The 15424-nt window shown below is 52.2% G+C and carries 11 protein-coding genes; all 11 read left to right on the forward strand.

Annotated features, from left to right (window positions below; genetic code table 11):
- The first annotated feature begins 55 nt into the window (after positions 1-55).
- The 11 genes from HPL003_RS12720 (at position 56) to HPL003_RS12770 (ending at position 15354) form a co-directional block, all read left to right on the forward strand.
- Positions 56-1579 carry an Ig domain-containing protein gene (locus HPL003_RS12720; protein WP_043922380.1) on the forward strand — a complete coding sequence of 508 codons (1524 nt, stop codon included), beginning with the start codon at positions 56-58 and terminating at the stop codon, positions 1577-1579.
- Positions 1580-1658: 79 nt separating this feature from the next.
- Positions 1659-2867: an NAD(P)/FAD-dependent oxidoreductase gene (locus tag HPL003_RS12725; protein ID WP_014280067.1), complete on the forward strand. Its 1209-nt coding sequence runs from the start codon at positions 1659-1661 to the stop codon at positions 2865-2867.
- Positions 2864-3865: a proline racemase family protein gene (locus tag HPL003_RS12730; RefSeq protein ID WP_014280068.1), complete on the forward strand. Its 1002-nt coding sequence runs from the start codon at positions 2864-2866 to the stop codon at positions 3863-3865. Before HPL003_RS12725 ends, HPL003_RS12730 begins: the two co-directional genes overlap by 4 nt.
- A gap of 35 nt (positions 3866-3900) precedes the next feature.
- Complete coding sequence (locus HPL003_RS12735) at positions 3901-4788, forward strand: dihydrodipicolinate synthase family protein (protein WP_014280069.1); 888 nt, start codon at positions 3901-3903, stop codon at positions 4786-4788.
- Between the two features lie 15 nt (positions 4789-4803).
- Entirely contained in the window at positions 4804-6240 is a 1437-nt protein-coding gene (locus tag HPL003_RS12740; protein WP_014280070.1) for an aldehyde dehydrogenase family protein, read from the forward strand.
- Positions 6233-6655, forward strand: coding sequence for a (2Fe-2S)-binding protein (locus HPL003_RS27030; protein ID WP_014280071.1), 423 nt, complete (start codon positions 6233-6235; stop codon positions 6653-6655). The genes HPL003_RS12740 and HPL003_RS27030 overlap by 8 nt, the downstream gene beginning before the upstream one ends.
- Complete coding sequence (locus HPL003_RS12750) at positions 6652-6987, forward strand: (2Fe-2S)-binding protein (RefSeq protein WP_014280072.1); 336 nt, start codon at positions 6652-6654, stop codon at positions 6985-6987. Before HPL003_RS27030 ends, HPL003_RS12750 begins: the two co-directional genes overlap by 4 nt.
- Positions 6984-8207 (forward strand): NAD(P)/FAD-dependent oxidoreductase, encoded by a 1224-nt coding sequence (locus HPL003_RS12755; protein ID WP_014280073.1) that lies wholly within the window; start codon positions 6984-6986, stop codon positions 8205-8207. The genes HPL003_RS12750 and HPL003_RS12755 overlap by 4 nt, the downstream gene beginning before the upstream one ends.
- Positions 8208-8275: 68 nt before the next feature.
- Positions 8276-10600 (forward strand): glycoside hydrolase family 127 protein, encoded by a 2325-nt coding sequence (locus HPL003_RS12760; RefSeq protein WP_014280074.1) that lies wholly within the window; start codon positions 8276-8278, stop codon positions 10598-10600.
- 576 nt (positions 10601-11176) lie between these two features.
- Positions 11177-12112, forward strand: coding sequence for a copper amine oxidase N-terminal domain-containing protein (locus HPL003_RS12765; RefSeq protein WP_014280075.1), 936 nt, complete (start codon positions 11177-11179; stop codon positions 12110-12112).
- A gap of 5 nt (positions 12113-12117) precedes the next feature.
- Positions 12118-15354, forward strand: a complete 3237-nt coding sequence (locus tag HPL003_RS12770; protein ID WP_014280076.1) for a DUF5704 domain-containing protein — start codon at positions 12118-12120, stop codon at positions 15352-15354.
- Positions 15355-15424 lie beyond the last annotated feature (70 nt).

Raw genomic sequence — 15424 nt, forward strand, 5'->3', positions numbered from 1 at the left:
TCCAGTTCTATTTGTAGAGTCTGCCAGTCATCCAAAAACGATATGGAGGGATCGTATGAACATGCAAAAAAGACGCACGAAAATATGGCTGACCGCGCTGGCGGTTTCTCTCATCGTTGCTTTGACACCAGTCATTTCGGGTCATGAGGCTTATGCCGAGGCGGAGTCGGATGCAAAAGTCATCGACATCTTTAGCCGGACAGTGAACGATTACGGTATAGACCTCGTTGATTGGCAAGGCTATCTTGCGAACCCGTATGTGAAGCTAAAAGTAAAGCCGCCTGCGGACGCCGCTTTTCCAGTGACGGTTACGCTGAATGCGCAGGGCACGTCCCGGCTGATGATGGATTTACCAAGTACGTTGTCGGCGCAAGGCGCAAGCAAGACCTTGACCTTTGACAACTCGCAGGAGGAAAAAGAATTCCGCCTAGCCATTCATCCCGACCGGATCGGAGGAAACGACGAAATAGAACATTACACATTGTCTATGTCCGTTGCCGGAAATGATGGGCAGACGACCGTGCAATCTATTCCGATTCGGGTGCTGGACCAGGACGATAATGAAGAGCCGAAAGTACCTATTCATTTTGACTACCGCTTCGATACGATTATGCCCTATTTCAATGATGCTTCTACCAGAAAGGCCGCAGAGCTGGCGGTGAAGGACTGGTTCTATTTCTTTGATCTGGATGCCTTCGACGAGGTTCCTGCCAATGCAGAGGTAAACCATCTGCCGGGAGACGATTGGCAAAATGAAATACAGGTGACGAATGATAAGCCCTATAAGGGCATGTGGGTGTTTATGAGAGGTTTGAATGGACCTTATTCTACAGGTTTTCCGGCCGATAACGGCCATTATCATACACGCAACGGTGTGACCGTGCCGGGGAACTTAAACCGTTCCTACAGTTTGATTCTGGATTTCTATGATGATGCGACTCCATTCACATCGGTAGACGATGAGGAATGGTATCAATCCGATCTGTCCAAGGTGACAGATGTACACGGACTGATCATGCATGAATTCGGTCATGCGATTGTGTTCAGCGACACGTTCCCGGGCGTCAAGGCGCTGAAGGAGGCCGCAGGCAATGACCCGGATATTATGGCCTATCAACACAGAGCGGCCGCATTGGACGACAGCTACCATCTCTCTGGGGAGCTTGCAGAGGTTGACAGACTGAGCGGACAAAATGGTGGCTGGCGCCATATGTTCCCGACCCGGCGCTGGATGAACACGAAGCTTTCGTTGCTGGTAGCAGAAAAAGCAGGCTGGCCGCTGCGTAAGGATCTGACTCCTTTCCTTGCGCCGGAAATCGTTACGAAAGAACTGCCTGAACCCGTCAAAGGAAAGGCCTACACCGCCAAGCTGGAGGCAAAGGGAGGCGTACCGTTTTACGATTGGACGGTGACAGACGGCGAGCTGCCCGCAGGCTTTAAGCTGGATCGCTTCACAGGAACGATCAACGGGACAGCAGACAGCGGAGCAGAGAACAAGACGTATACGTTCACCGTACAGTTACGGGATTATGACGAGCTGAGCAAGCCTGTGACACAAAGCTTTAAGCTCAAGCTGTAACTGAAAATAATCCATTCGGGGCAAAGGCGACTCCATTATGATGTACTCGGGCTTGAGTGGTCGGAGGGAGGGGAAATGAATGAAACACGATGCAGCGGATCTGGTCGTTGTAGGCGGCGGGATTATCGGTGCTGCCATCGCTTATTATGCAGCAAAATCCGGTTTGAAGGTCGTGCTGGCTGAGCGGGGGGAGCTTGCTGGAGGCACTTCGTCCCGTTGTGATGGAAATATTTTAGCAATCGACAAGGAGCCGGGATTTGACAGTCGAATGTCGCTGGTATCGCAGGAGCTGGTGGGAGAACTGGCTAGAGAACTGGAGGATGAATTTGAGTATCGTGCGCCGGGCAGTATTTTGGTCTGTGAAAATGATCAGGAGATGCTGGCGGCAGAGCAGTGGGTGGCCCGTCAGCAGCAGCAGGGACTTCCGTTTCGCATGCTGGATCAGCGGGATCTGCAGGAGGAATGGCCCCATCTGGCTAAAGATCTGCCGGGCGGGCTGGAATGCGCGACAGATTCAACCGTGAATCCGGTACTGATGACATATGCACTGGCCGGGGCCGCACGTCGGATGGGAGCCAGATTATTGCCGCGTACGCCGATACAGTCCGTCCTCAAGGACGAAAGGGGGGACGTCCGGGGTGTGGAGACGCCCCATGGTGTGATCCATGCTGGAGCGGTGGTGCTGGCGGCAGGCGTGTGGACACGCAGCATTGGTCAATCACTTGGTCTCCACCTTCCGATTAAACCGCGCAAAGGACATATTCTGGTGTCTGCCCGGATGCCGTCTATCGGGAACCGCAAGGTGATGGAGTTCGGGTATCTGATGAGCAAGTTTGGCGGGCAGCGGAGTGTGGATGAGATCTATGAAAAATACGGTGTAGCACTGGTATTCGAGCCGACTGCATCGCAAAATATCCTGATCGGCAGCAGTCGCCAGTTTGTCGGTATGGATACAGGTGTCGATCAGCAGGTGATCCGGTTAATCGCCCGCAGAGCGATTCGTTTTTTTCCAGACTTGGCAAACGTTCCACTGATGAGGGCATATACCGGATTGCGTCCATGGACGCCTGATCACTTGCCGATTGTATCGGCGGTGGACGAAATACCGGGGCTGTTTATCGCTTCGGGCCATGAAGGGGACGGTATTAGCCTCGCGGCGGTTACGGGGAAACTGGTGACGGAAATGGTGCGCGGCGAATCGACTTGCATTCCGGTGGAGCCGCTGCGTTATGACCGATTTGGGGAGGCTTTTAGCAGCAGTCAGGTTCACGGGGAGGTAACCGGATGAGTGTGCCGGGCAAAATTACTACGATTGATACCCACACGGGAGGAAATCCGACGCGGACGGTCATTCATGGTGCGCCTAAGCTGGTGGGACATACGATGCTGGAAAAGATGACTTATATGGCAGAGCATCATGATGATTTTCGCCGTTTGTTAATGTTCGAGCCGCGCGGGCATGAGGTCATGTCGGGCTGCATTTTAACAGAACCCTGCCATCCGGATGCCGATATCGGTGTGGTTTTCGTGGAGACAGGCGGCTACTTACCGATGTGTGGCCACGATACGATTGGTGTATGCACGGCGCTAATGGAAGGCGGATTGATTGCTGCGGACAAAAACTCTATTTTGCTGGATACCCCGGCAGGCCCGGTTCAAGTGCTACTGGATGTAGACGAGGGAAAAGTACGACAGGTAACGTTTACGAACATTCCTTCTTTTGTTTACCGTCGGGAGGTAAAGGTGGATGTAGAGGGCATCGGCCAAGTAACGCTGGATATTGCGTATGGAGGTAACTTTTACGGCATTATGGAGGCGGCTTCCATCAGTCTTGCGCTGGAACAGAGCAATGGGGCAGAGATTGTACGGACGGCAGTGCGGATTCGGGAGGCGGTGAATGCTGTGATTGAGGTGGTGCATCCTGAAAATCCGGTCATCCGGGGACTGACGCATATTGAATTTTACGGGGAACCTGTGGCTCCACAGGCTGATTGCCGTAATGTGGTTGTCATTCCGCCGGGCGGCATTGACCGTTCGCCTTGTGGTACAGGAACCTCGGCCAAGGTAGCGGTGCTGCATGCCAAGGGAAAGCTAGGCTTGCATGAGACGTTTGTGCATGAAAGCATCACTGGCTCCATGTTCCGGGCTGAAATTGTGGGTGAAACACAGGTAGGCCCTTATCCAGCAGTGGTTCCACAAATTACCGGCTCGGCTTGGGTGACGGGACATCATCAATTTGTGCTTGATCCGGGGGACCCGCTCCGAGAAGGATTTTTACTTATGTAATATAAAAATAAAGATGGGAAAGGGTTGGTGAGCATATGGCACGTTTTGAAGGTGTATATGTAGCGTTGGTTACACCGTTCACGGCAGAGCTGGAGGTCGATCACAAGCGTCTGACCGAGCTGTGCGAGCATCTGATTGCAAACGGCATTAGCGGACTGGTTCCTACAGGATCACTGGGAGAATATGCAGCTTTGTCCGCGGAGGAACGGTCGCAGGTTGTGCATACGGTAATTGACGCTGCGGCGGGGCAAGTCCCGGTCGTTGTCGGCTCGGCGGCTCCATCCACCAAGCAGGCGGTGCATTGGGTTCAGCATGCAAAGGATGCCGGAGCAGCTGGTGTCATGGCGCTGCCGCCCATTAATTACAATCCGCTGCCTCATGAGGTAACGGCCCACTATGAGGCGCTGTCGGAGGTAGGCTTGCCGATCATCGCATACAATAATCCCCATGATTACAAGGTCGATATGACCCCGGACATCCTTGCGGACTTGTCGCGCATTGAAAATATCGTAGCAGTCAAGGAATTCTCAGGTGATGTACGACGTATTCACGCTATTTTGGACCAGACCGAGCTGGAGGTCATGGTCGGAGTGGATAATCTGGCAATGGAGGGGGCATTGTTTGGCGCGACAGGCTGGATATCGGGGGTACCTAATGCGTTGCCCAAGGAAGGGGTAGAACTATTTCGGCTTGCACAGGCGGGAAATATGGCGGAAGCTTCCGCTTTGTATCGCAGGCTGTTGCCGCTTTTCCGCTATGATGCCAGCCCGCAACTCGTACAGTCCATCAAATACATGATGGAGTTGGCCGGATTTCCGGTCGGTCCGACACGTCCGCCCAGACTTGCGCTGCCGCAGGCGGATTATGACCGCATTCACGAAGCTTTTGAGGTGGCGATTCGTCCGAGCGAGGTTTCATCCTGAATGGAGGTGAAGACGATGGAGAGCAGAAATTGGATCGGCGGTGAGTGGCTGAGTCCTTCCGGCGAAGAAATGGTCGTTCGCAATCCTTCCGCGCTGAAAGAGGAGGTGGGTGTCGTCCATTTTTCAGATACGGGCGATATTACACAGGCCGGGGAGGCTGCACGGCATGCACAGGCGGGATGGTCGGCATTGAGTCCGGCAGCGCGGGGGGCTTATTTGTTCAAAGCAGCCGGGTTGCTGGAGGCGAGCATGTCCGAATTGGCTGAGCTGGCCAGCCGTGAGATGGGCAAGCCGATCACCGAGATGCGTGGAGAGGTCATGCGAGGCGTCCATCTGCTCCGATACTATGCGGCAGAGGGCGTACGTTCCATCGGTACGGTTATCCCATCGAATGAGCCGGGAGTGCTCCAGTACACGAAGCGTATTCCGCTGGGCGTAACGGCTGTCATTACGCCATGGAATTTTCCCGTAGCCATTCCGCTGTGGAAAATCGCCCCCGCACTCCTGTGCGGAAACACGGTCATCTGGAAGCCTGCCGAAAATGCTTCATTAACCGCGGTACGGGTCACAGAGCTGTTCGAAGCCGTACAGCTTCCACCTGGCGTACTGAACCTCGTCGTTGGGCAGGGCAGCCGTATTGGCGATTCCCTGCTGGAGCATCCGGCGCTGGATGCGGTCAGCTTCACGGGTTCTACCGCCACAGGTTTGGGCATTGCCGAGCGGTGCGCGCGCCGTAACATCAAGTACCAGACCGAGATGGGCGGTAAAAATGCCGCCGTTGTGCTAAAGGACGCAGATGTAGCGCAGACGGTGGCGATGATTACCAGCGGAGCCTTCCGTTCAGCCGGGCAAAAATGCACGGCAACCAGCCGGGTGATCGTGGAACGGTCTGTCTATGAAACGTTTACGGAAGCCTTGCGCCAAGCGGTGGAAAAAATCCAGATTGCCCCGGCGCTGGACCCCGGCGCGTATCTCGGACCTGTAGCATCAGCAGGTCAATATGAGAAGGTCATGTCCTATGTCGCGCTGGCCCGCCGGGAAGCAGACATTTTGGCTGAGGGCGGAGCCGCCGCCGGGACGGATAACGGGTATTATGTGCGTCCGCTGGTGGCAGCCGGGCTGGCTTCGTCACATTCGTTGATTCAGGAGGAGATCTTTGGCCCCGTGATCGGTGTCGTGCAGGCGGACGACTTCGATGATGCGATTCGACTGTGCAATGATTCTATTTACGGGTTGAGCGCCTCGCTGTTCACCCGCGATTTACGGCTCGCTCATCGGTTTCTGGATGAAGCGGACGCCGGAATGGTACGGGTTAATCAGGAAACGGCTGGTGTCGAATATCAGGCTCCGTTCGGTGGCCTGAAGCGATCCAGCTCACATACCCGGGAACAGGGGCAGGCGGCGCTGGATTTTTATTCAGCCATTAAAACCTGCGCGATCAGCTATGAATAAGCACGCGACGGGGCAGAGCGAGACGGTTGGGTCGGATGTGCAGGGTGAAGAAACGCAGAATGAAGAGGCTCAGTATGAAAAGATTCAGTATGAAAAGATTCAGTATGCCGAATCTCGGGGCTGTCAATCCAAGACGCTTGGCGCGTCAGGTCATTTGCTCGTATGTCGCTGCGAAGAAGTGAGTATGGCGCAGCTGGAGCAGGCCTGCCGCATGGGAGTGGATACGGTACGCCAGCTTAAAATGGCTACGCGAGTCACGATGGGGGCATGTCAGGGCAGGGTATGCCGACCATTGGTGGAGTCGTGGTTTTACAGTCAGTATCCCGCTGCCCGCCGGGAGGCGGAGCTGTTATCACAAAGGCCCCCGGTGCGTCCCGTAACGTTCGGTCAGTTGGCAGAGGGAGGTTCCCTATGAATCGTGCGCGTATTGTGAATCATCCTATTCTGGGGACGAAGCCGGATCGGCGACAGGTGCCTTTCGTTTTTGACGGCCGCCCCATGCAGGGCTTGGCCGGAGAGCCACTCGCGGCTGCGCTGCTGGCAAGTGGTGTCCGTTTGCTGAGAAGGCATGAGGAATCCGGCACAGCCAGAGGTATATATTGCGCCATTGGGCACTGTAACGAATGCCGCCTGACGGTTCATCCGCTCGGTACCGTCCGTTCCTGTCTGACCAAGCTGGAGGAAGGTATGGTGGTGGAAACCGGGCGTCAGCTTTCCAATGAAATCACAGGGAGAATTGTGACATGAATAAAATGGCGCATCTCATCGTCATTGGCGCGGGTCCCGCCGGATTGTCCGCAGCGGCATCGGCCGCTGAGCAAGGGTTGCCAGTCACCGTGCTGGATGAATTTACGGAGCCGGGTGGACGTATGCCCGGACAGTATCATGAGGAAGGCAGCAAAGGCTGGTGGGTCGGAAAACACGTATCGGATGAGCTGATTACCCGTTGCGTGGAGCTTGGGGTGGACATCCGCTGCGGCGTATCTGTGCATGGCATGGAATATACGAAAACGTGGGAAATTTCCACCTCCCGTGGATTGTCCACTGCTGATTACGTATTGCTGGCGACTGGGGCCGCCGAAATTCCCGTTCCGCTGGACGGCTGGACGCTGCCAGGCGTAATGTCCATCGGGGCCGCGCAGGTGATGACCAACGTTCATTATGTCAAGCCGGGAGAACGCGGCATCATTGTAGGCATGAACGTACTGTCCATGGCAATTGCCCGAGAGCTGTCCGTCGCCGGGGTGAAGGTGGCGGCGATTACACTGCCGTGCGCCAATCCGCTGGCTGGTACGGCGGCAGATCCGACATCCTCCGCCAAGCTGCTGCTACAGCTGTCGGGGTTGGCTCCCGCCGCCTGGATGCGTGCAGGCGGCAGGCTGGCAGCAGCGATGCGGATGGAGGGACTCATCGCGAGCTGCTATCCCCACAGAGGTTTCCGTCTGTGGGATATCCCGATCCGTTTGCGGACGGCAGTGCTGTCCGTCAACGGGCAGGACCGGGTCGAATCCGTGACCCTGGTCCACGTTAAACCGGACGGCTCGCCTATTCCCGGCAGCGAGCGCGTCGAACCCGCCGACTTCGTGGCACTGAGCGGCGGATTGTATCCGCTCGCCGAGCTGGCGGCGGTAGCGGGGTGCAAATTCGTGTACAGCCCCGAGCTGGGCGGGCATGTTCCACTGCATGGTGAGCGAATGGAAACCTCGCTCAAGGGGCTGTACGTTGCCGGAAATATTACCGGCATCGAAAGCGGGCTGGTCGCCATGGCTCAAGGCCGATTAGCCGCCGCCTCCATTATCCAGGCCGCTGGCCTCAGCGGAGCCGCTGGGGAACAGCGAGTACAGGAGGCGATCCGTGAGGTCCATTTTACACGGGAAAACGCTCTGATCCAGTTTCATCCCGGCATTACAGAGGCGAGAACGCAGTTGTACCAGCAGTGGGGGCAAACCACTGGCAGCGGGGCTTAACGGCTGGCTGTACTAGATACGCGCTTTCTTTTTTACATCCCCAATTCGCCTTAAAGGAGGAACGGAAAATGACGCTCAAAGCAAAAGCCCATATGAAAGCAAGACCGTTCGCACTGAACGAGGTGGTGTTGGCTGAAGGCCCCTTCAAACAGGCGATGGAGCTGAACCGATCCTATCTGCTGGAGCTTCAACCCGACCGTCTGCTGGCGCGTTTTCGGGAATATGCCGGACTTTCAACCAAAGCGCCTCAGTATGAAGGCTGGGAAGCCATGTCTATTTCCGGTCATACACTGGGACATTATTTGTCTGCTTGCTCTATGATGTATGCTTCAACGGGCGACAACCGTTTTAAAGAAATCGCACATTACATTACGGATGAGCTGGACGTTTGCCAAGAAGCACATGGTGACGGGTATGTATCCGGCATTCCGGGGGGAAAGGAGCTTTTTGAAGAGGTGTCTGCCGGAAATATTCGTTCGAAGGGCTTTGACCTGAATGGTGCCTGGGCTCCCCTTTATACATTGCATAAGTTGTTCGCCGGTCTGCGTGATGCGTACCATTTGACAGGCTGTAACAAGGCTTTGTTGGTAGAGCGGAAGCTGGCCGACTGGCTCGGGGGTATTTTGACACCGATGAGCGATGAGCAGATGCAGCAGATGATGTTTTGCGAATATGGAGGCATGAACGAAGTATTAGCCGATTTGTATGCGGATACGGGAGAAGAAAGCTACTTGCGGCTGGCTGAGTGCTTCTGGCACAAGCTGGTGCTGGACCCGCTTAGCTCGCAGGAGGATTGTTTGCAGGGCATTCATGCCAATACGCAAATTCCGAAGCTGATCGGGCTTGCCAAGGAATACGAGCTGACGAATGATACGAAGCGCCGGGCGACAGTGGAGTTTTTTTGGGATCGGGTGGTGGATCATCATTCGTATGTCATAGGTGGCAACAGCTTTGGTGAATATTTTGGAGCGCCGGGTGGTTTGAATGATCGCATCGGGCCACATACGACAGAGACGTGCAACACTTATAATATGCTTAAGCTGACTAGCCATCTGTTCCAATGGAATGTATCCGCCAAGGAGGCAGATTTTTATGAGCGGGGTCTGTTTAATCATATTTTGGCTTCGCAGGACCCGGTTCATGGGGGTGTAACGTATTTTCTCTCGCTGGCTATGGGCGGACACAAGCATTTTGAAAGCAAATTTGATGATTTTACATGCTGTGTTGGCACAGGGATGGAAAACCATGCGAGCTACGGCAGTGGCATTTATTTTCACGATCATGATAAGTTGTATGTCAATCAGTTCATTGCCTCCACACTGGAATGGAAGGATACAGGCGTTACGCTAAAACAAAGCACGTCCTATCCAGATACCGATCATACGACACTGGAAATTCAATGTGATCAACCTGCCAAATTTATGCTGCTTGTACGCTATCCCTATTGGGCTGAAAAAGGGATCACCATCCGCGTAAATGGCAAGGAGCAATCGGTCGTATCGGAACCGGGCAGCTTCGTCTCTATCGCCAGAACGTGGATTGACGGCGATGTCGTAGAGGTGACGATTCCGATGTCGCTGAGACTGGAGCAGATGCCGGATAACCCTGACCGGGCGGCTGTCATGTATGGACCGTTGGTACTGGCCGGGGACCTCGGTCCCATAGATGATCCCAAGGCCAAGGATTTCCTGTACACACCCGTATTCATTCCCGGAACGGATGAGCTGGATACCTGGATCCAACCCGTGGAGGGCAAGACGAATACGTTCCGCACCTTGAATGCAGGCCATCCCCGGGAAGTGGAATTGTCTCCTTTGTATAAAATGCATGACCGCACCTATTCCGTATATTGGGACATCTTTACGAAGGAAGCGTGGCAGGCAGCAGAAAAGGAATACACGGCGGCACGCGAAAAGCTGGCTATTCTGGAGCAGTGCACGATCGACTTTGCCCAACCCGGTGAAATGCAGCCGGAGCGGGATCATAACTTTCAGGGGGATGCTTCGACTCGCACCGGATATGTGAACAACCGACCTTACCGGAATGCAGGCATTGACGGCTGGTTCTCTTTTGATCTGAATACAGATCCGGCTGCTCCGATGCTACTGGTGATCACCTACACAGCTACGCTGGAAATGCCGAACTGCGGTTTTGACATTTTGATTAACGGTCATCCGCTGGAGCATTTTAGTGAAGGCTTTGATGAGGCCGACAAGTTTTACAACGTAAATGCCGCCATTCCGGCTGCATATCTGGAGGGCAAGGATAAGGCGACAGTAACCTTCAAAGCTAAGCCGGGGCAGCGTATCCGTAGATTGTTTGGGCTGAGAATGGTGAACAAGGATGTGTATGAGCAGCTATATGAGGCAGGCGGATCAGGTTTGCATGAATGATATTTGAGATGTTTCGTGAGAAAAAGTAACGTTTGATTTTTAGTCAGCTATGATTTATGATGGAATAAATATTGGATGATGCTGGAACAACCATTATGGTATGAACTGATATATTCATAGTTTTTTGCGCGTGAAGCACACGGGCTGTTTCTTCCTTACAGAGGGGAGAGGCAGCCCTTTTTTGTTGAGATTTTGGGGAAGCCGAACTTAAAAGTTTAATATCGCGCCACTGCGCAGTCGGATGGTGCTTCCCATCGCCATTGCCCCCGGATTTCTGGATTAAACCTTATGATCAAGGTAGAAATCCGGGGACAAAAGCGACCGCTTCGCTTGTACAGCACCATTCCGCCTACTCCGTTTTTATGTTCACTTCTTCGAGTTCGGCTGATATAGATATGGTATGGCTTTTTTAGAATGCTTTATATTTAGAAGTTTTTCTTATAGATTTTGTGATAGGGAAACCATATAATATATAAGTTGTATCCAGTATTTTCCGAAAGTGGGGATGCGATAAGTTCGTGGGTTTTGGCTTGATATACATAGTTCATAGTATAAGCAGACAAAGGGGATAGAGAGATGAGTATGAAAAAATGGGTGCTGAGTTTGACCGCAGTCACGTTGCTTTGGGGAGGAACAGTTCCGACAGTGGGAGCAGCGAACAGTTCAAAACCGATTGAAGTATTGTTGAATGCGAAAAAAATACAGTTCCCGGATGCTAAGCCTTTTCAGGATGAGAACGATTATGTGATGGTTCCGATTCGCTTTGTATCCGAAGCGCTGGGGGCTAAGGTAGGCTGGGAGAAAACAGGCGGTCAGTTGGCTGTTTCAATTAAAAATGACGCGCATGCGGTCAACATGATGGTTGGACAAAACACGGCTACCGTGGACGGGCAGACGAAAACATATGAGACGAAGATTATATTGAAGCAGAACCGTACTTTTGTACCGCTGCGTCTTGTAAGTGAAGGCTTGGGTCAAACGGTGGAATGGGATAAGGTCAGCCGATGGGTGTGGATTGGGAAGAAGGATATTGCCGCGCTGGAGGATAAAGGACTCCAAAAAGTCAGCATTGAACCGTACAAGAAACTATTTGCTAAAGACCCGTTTTTGCTTAAAAATCTAAATGGTCAAGAATACACAAAAACTATAATTTTTAAGTATTCGGATCTTCCAATCAAATTATTGCGTGATGTGTATTCAGTTGAACCATACACCTTAAAAGGGGTTCCTTACTTGAAAGTCAGAATTAAAACTATATCTACAGCAAGCCCATTGTTCTATGTCACTAAGAGTAATGATACGAGATACCGTTATCCTATGGATGAACTTACCCAAGATAACGGGGATGGGACAAAAATGATTTTCTATAAAATTTATTCTTCGGCTGACGAAATGTACTATGGCATCAAAGATTACAAATCATTTAAACTCCAAGACATTCAATACATTGGTTTTTATGGCGCATCGACAGATTATATACCGCTAATGATCAGCCCTTGGAAAGGTAACTAAAGCACATGAAGACCGCACAACGCATTCTGGCCGTATTGCTGGTGGGGGTACTGCTATTCTTGCAGCTCCCACCTTTTTCTTTTCCTACCAACAAGGCAGCAGCCGATACGGAAATTACGCCACTGTCCTACTATCCAGACAAGAATGATCGCTACTTTGTCGGCATGATGTACTTCGATATGTGGAAGAATACCGCAGGGACTTGGGTCACAGATGGTGGTAAGCAACCCAATAAGGATATGCAGGGTGAAGCCACATTTACCTACAAGTTTAATTTTCCAGGTCGTAAGATTAAGAATGTCGAAGCAAAATTGTATGATCCAGCAGCAAAAGCTAACCAAGACAATCCTGATTATATAAAGTATTTTACAAAATCTCGGTCAGATACCTATGGAGACTATCTGACTTCAATAAGTGGCGGCCCCAAAGGGGGTACTAAGGATTCGGATGTTCGACCTTTTGGAAAAAAGGGAATAGGAACTGATACAACGATAATCCCAATCACAGTAAATATACGGCTAAACGCTGATAGACCTAGAGATATAAAGCTGGAGAGCTGCTCTAACTGTGCGAAGGAAGTAGAAGCCTACCGTATTTTCCAGCCGATCCTGTTCAAGATCGAACTGGAAGGCGGCCTAACCGTGAAGCATTATACTGTAACAGACAAGCCGCTAGATAAGGTGTTTCCACCACGCCACGAAGACCTGAAAGTTGGTCAAACGTATGACTTCACTCCAGGAAGTGATGAAAATTACGAGTACGTGGGCTACAAGAAAAGCTCCACCGGAGCGCCTCCAAGTGGCAACATTACGCCCGGCCAGCTCAAGCCATTGACGTATGACGGCAAGTTTGAGCAGTACACGGTCAATCTTTACTACAAAGAGAAGGGGCCGCCTCCTGACACGAAATGCACCCGACCTACGCCTAGTGGTAGCCAGTCGGACAAATACCTCGACCCAATGGCTTCAGGTGTTATTAAAGCCGATCAACGAGGTGCGTCACGTTTTGATGTAGCCAAGGGTATTCCAACTTCTGAAAGCCTGTACGGAAACGTGCTGGCCCGAAATTACCTGTTTCAAAACACTTTCCAACAGCTCAAAGGCGAGTGCACCTACAACGTCAAGCTGAAGCGTGCCTATGATCTGGAATGGGAAGGACCTACGGATACCTTGCGTATGAGAATCGTGGAGTATTACAAATACGAGATTGTAAAACCGTACTCTTACTGGACGATCGGCAATCTCGAAGTGTACGGCATCAAGAACGCGCAGCTCCGCAACTACGCACTGCCAGGAGGAAACATTACGATTCCACCGCGTAACTATACACCGCCAGCGCTGGAATCCGCGACCAATGGCAAGTACTATCCGGCTCCTTCGCCGGGTACTATCGATGGGGGTTCACTTTATATTTATGGTGGCAAGAGTATGCCGAAGGTGCCCAACGAACAAAGGGCACTGGAGCCTGTGGCCCAGAAGGCTACACCAGACGTGGAGGTGGAAAACGATACCGTGAAATTCAACGGTCAAACGATCATGGAACACCAGCGTGTTAAGGAAAAGGGCCCAACTCCTGGAAAAATCCCCGAACCCGTAAAAATCGGGCCGGATACCCTCTACAGCCCGGGCCATGTGATTGAAAAGCACAAGACAAATAAGCCCAATACGCCTAGTAGCGGTGATATTACCTATACCATTCTCAAAGGAAATATCAATGGCGGTGCAGATAAGACTTTGCCGATCCAAGGGATCAACACCGTGACTGTCCACACGCCCGTGGTGAATCTTTCAAGCGTATCAGACGATGCGGCCCACAATCAGAAAACCCAACCGACGAAAGGTCGATCGGCGCTCATTCTGGAACGGCCTTTCCGCGTGACGATTTCGACGGCGGGTCCGCATCTGGATATTCCCGGCTATGGTGATCGGGAGTATGCCAAATATGTGCGAACCAAGCAGGTGCGATTTCCGTTCGATGTGTATGACAAGGGGAAAACTCAGTTCTATCCTCGTGGAACTTGGATTGACATTCCGGTAAGGCAACTGGATACAGACTTCTATTTGCCTGTATGGGTGGATGAAGGGAATTATACTGTCGAGTTTCGGACTATTGCGGAAAACGCACCGGACGGGTTCACTGAGCAGCGTCATGCCAATACGGATATCGCACACCATGTCGCCAATGATGTGGTAGAGATTGAGGTCATCGGACGGATGTATGATTTTCATATCACGGATATTGCTGATTACCATTGGGAGCGGGTGTTCCGACAGCGCAAAGGAAGCCCGGTGCATAGCGGTCTGTCCTATTGGACGGGACTAGGGAACATCGACGGATTACCGAGGGGGAATCAGGAGCCATTTACCTTGCCTGTACGGCCCGGCAGTCATCCGCATGAAGTCTACCAAAATGTGGCGATCAAGACAGGCTACCATTTCAAGTTTGACCTCAAAACGAAAGGGAATATGTTCAGTGCCAAGGACGGTATCCGCATCACGCCATCATTCTATTGGGTAAGCAAGGATGGTCGTCAGCGGGAAGAAGTGGATCTGTATACCCATGCGGGAAGCCGCAAATTTGTTCGATTGGGATCGGCGGAGGATCGGGAGAAGCGCTATGTCATTTTGAATGAACGGCTGCGCAATGTGCCGGTGGAGGAGATGCAGGATACAGCAGCCTATCATTACAAGCATGAGCTGAGTGAAGCACAGCGAAGCCAGTCGACGCTGGAGCGCTATGTTTCCCTGTATGCCCAGCGTATCACGCGCAGCAAGACGTGGATCGGCCGCTACGATTGGCTGGTGCTGCCTGCGGCGGTGCGTACCTTGATCGGTCCGAAGGTGGACCTGCCGGATGGAGTTGATGTTGACCGTGCCAATGCGTCGATTCAGCGCTGGTATGGCGAATATAGCCTACCTGCTGATGTGTACGTGGTCCCTAAAGGAACGGATTTACGTGAAGAAAGCCGCCGCCGAGAGCTACACGAGCATGCGAGCATATTTAAGAAAACGGGCTATATCATTGTTAACTTCAATTTGGAGTCACTCCGTCAGGGGGATACTGAGCATCCACATTTGCAGTATATTAACGGCCCGCTACTGAACCAGTGGCAACTGGAGGGCTACCGGAGAGAAGTAAAAGACCCGTATGGGCATACCTTTCATTTGCAGGATGGGGATGTAGTGTTTTACCATGCGGACCAGTCCAGCCGGGACGATTTTAGTTCTTTTGTCCCTCACTAATTTGGAGAAATACAGACGAGTTCTCATAAATCCTAACGAAAAAACGGGCTATGGAGATCATTCCATGGTC

This window comes from Paenibacillus terrae HPL-003 (assembly GCF_000235585.1).
Taxonomy (GTDB): Bacteria; Bacillota; Bacilli; order Paenibacillales; family Paenibacillaceae; genus Paenibacillus; species Paenibacillus terrae_B.

What these genes read in the sequence shown, in the direction of transcription:
- HPL003_RS12770 (WP_014280076.1), top strand. Translation starts at nt 12,118, where the DNA reads ATGAAGACCGCACAACGCATTCTGGCCGTATTGCTGGTGGGGGTACTG.
- HPL003_RS12725 (WP_014280067.1), top strand. Translation starts at nt 1,659, where the DNA reads ATGAAACACGATGCAGCGGATCTGGTCGTTGTAGGCGGCGGGATTATC.
- HPL003_RS12730 (WP_014280068.1), top strand. Translation starts at nt 2,864, where the DNA reads ATGAGTGTGCCGGGCAAAATTACTACGATTGATACCCACACGGGAGGA.
- HPL003_RS27030 (WP_014280071.1), top strand. Translation starts at nt 6,233, where the DNA reads ATGAATAAGCACGCGACGGGGCAGAGCGAGACGGTTGGGTCGGATGTG.
- HPL003_RS12765 (WP_014280075.1), top strand. Translation starts at nt 11,177, where the DNA reads ATGAGTATGAAAAAATGGGTGCTGAGTTTGACCGCAGTCACGTTGCTT.
- HPL003_RS12740 (WP_014280070.1), top strand. Translation starts at nt 4,804, where the DNA reads ATGGAGAGCAGAAATTGGATCGGCGGTGAGTGGCTGAGTCCTTCCGGC.
- HPL003_RS12750 (WP_014280072.1), top strand. Translation starts at nt 6,652, where the DNA reads ATGAATCGTGCGCGTATTGTGAATCATCCTATTCTGGGGACGAAGCCG.
- HPL003_RS12735 (WP_014280069.1), top strand. Translation starts at nt 3,901, where the DNA reads ATGGCACGTTTTGAAGGTGTATATGTAGCGTTGGTTACACCGTTCACG.
- HPL003_RS12760 (WP_014280074.1), top strand. Translation starts at nt 8,276, where the DNA reads ATGACGCTCAAAGCAAAAGCCCATATGAAAGCAAGACCGTTCGCACTG.
- HPL003_RS12720 (WP_043922380.1), top strand. Translation starts at nt 56, where the DNA reads ATGAACATGCAAAAAAGACGCACGAAAATATGGCTGACCGCGCTGGCG.
- HPL003_RS12755 (WP_014280073.1), top strand. Translation starts at nt 6,984, where the DNA reads ATGAATAAAATGGCGCATCTCATCGTCATTGGCGCGGGTCCCGCCGGA.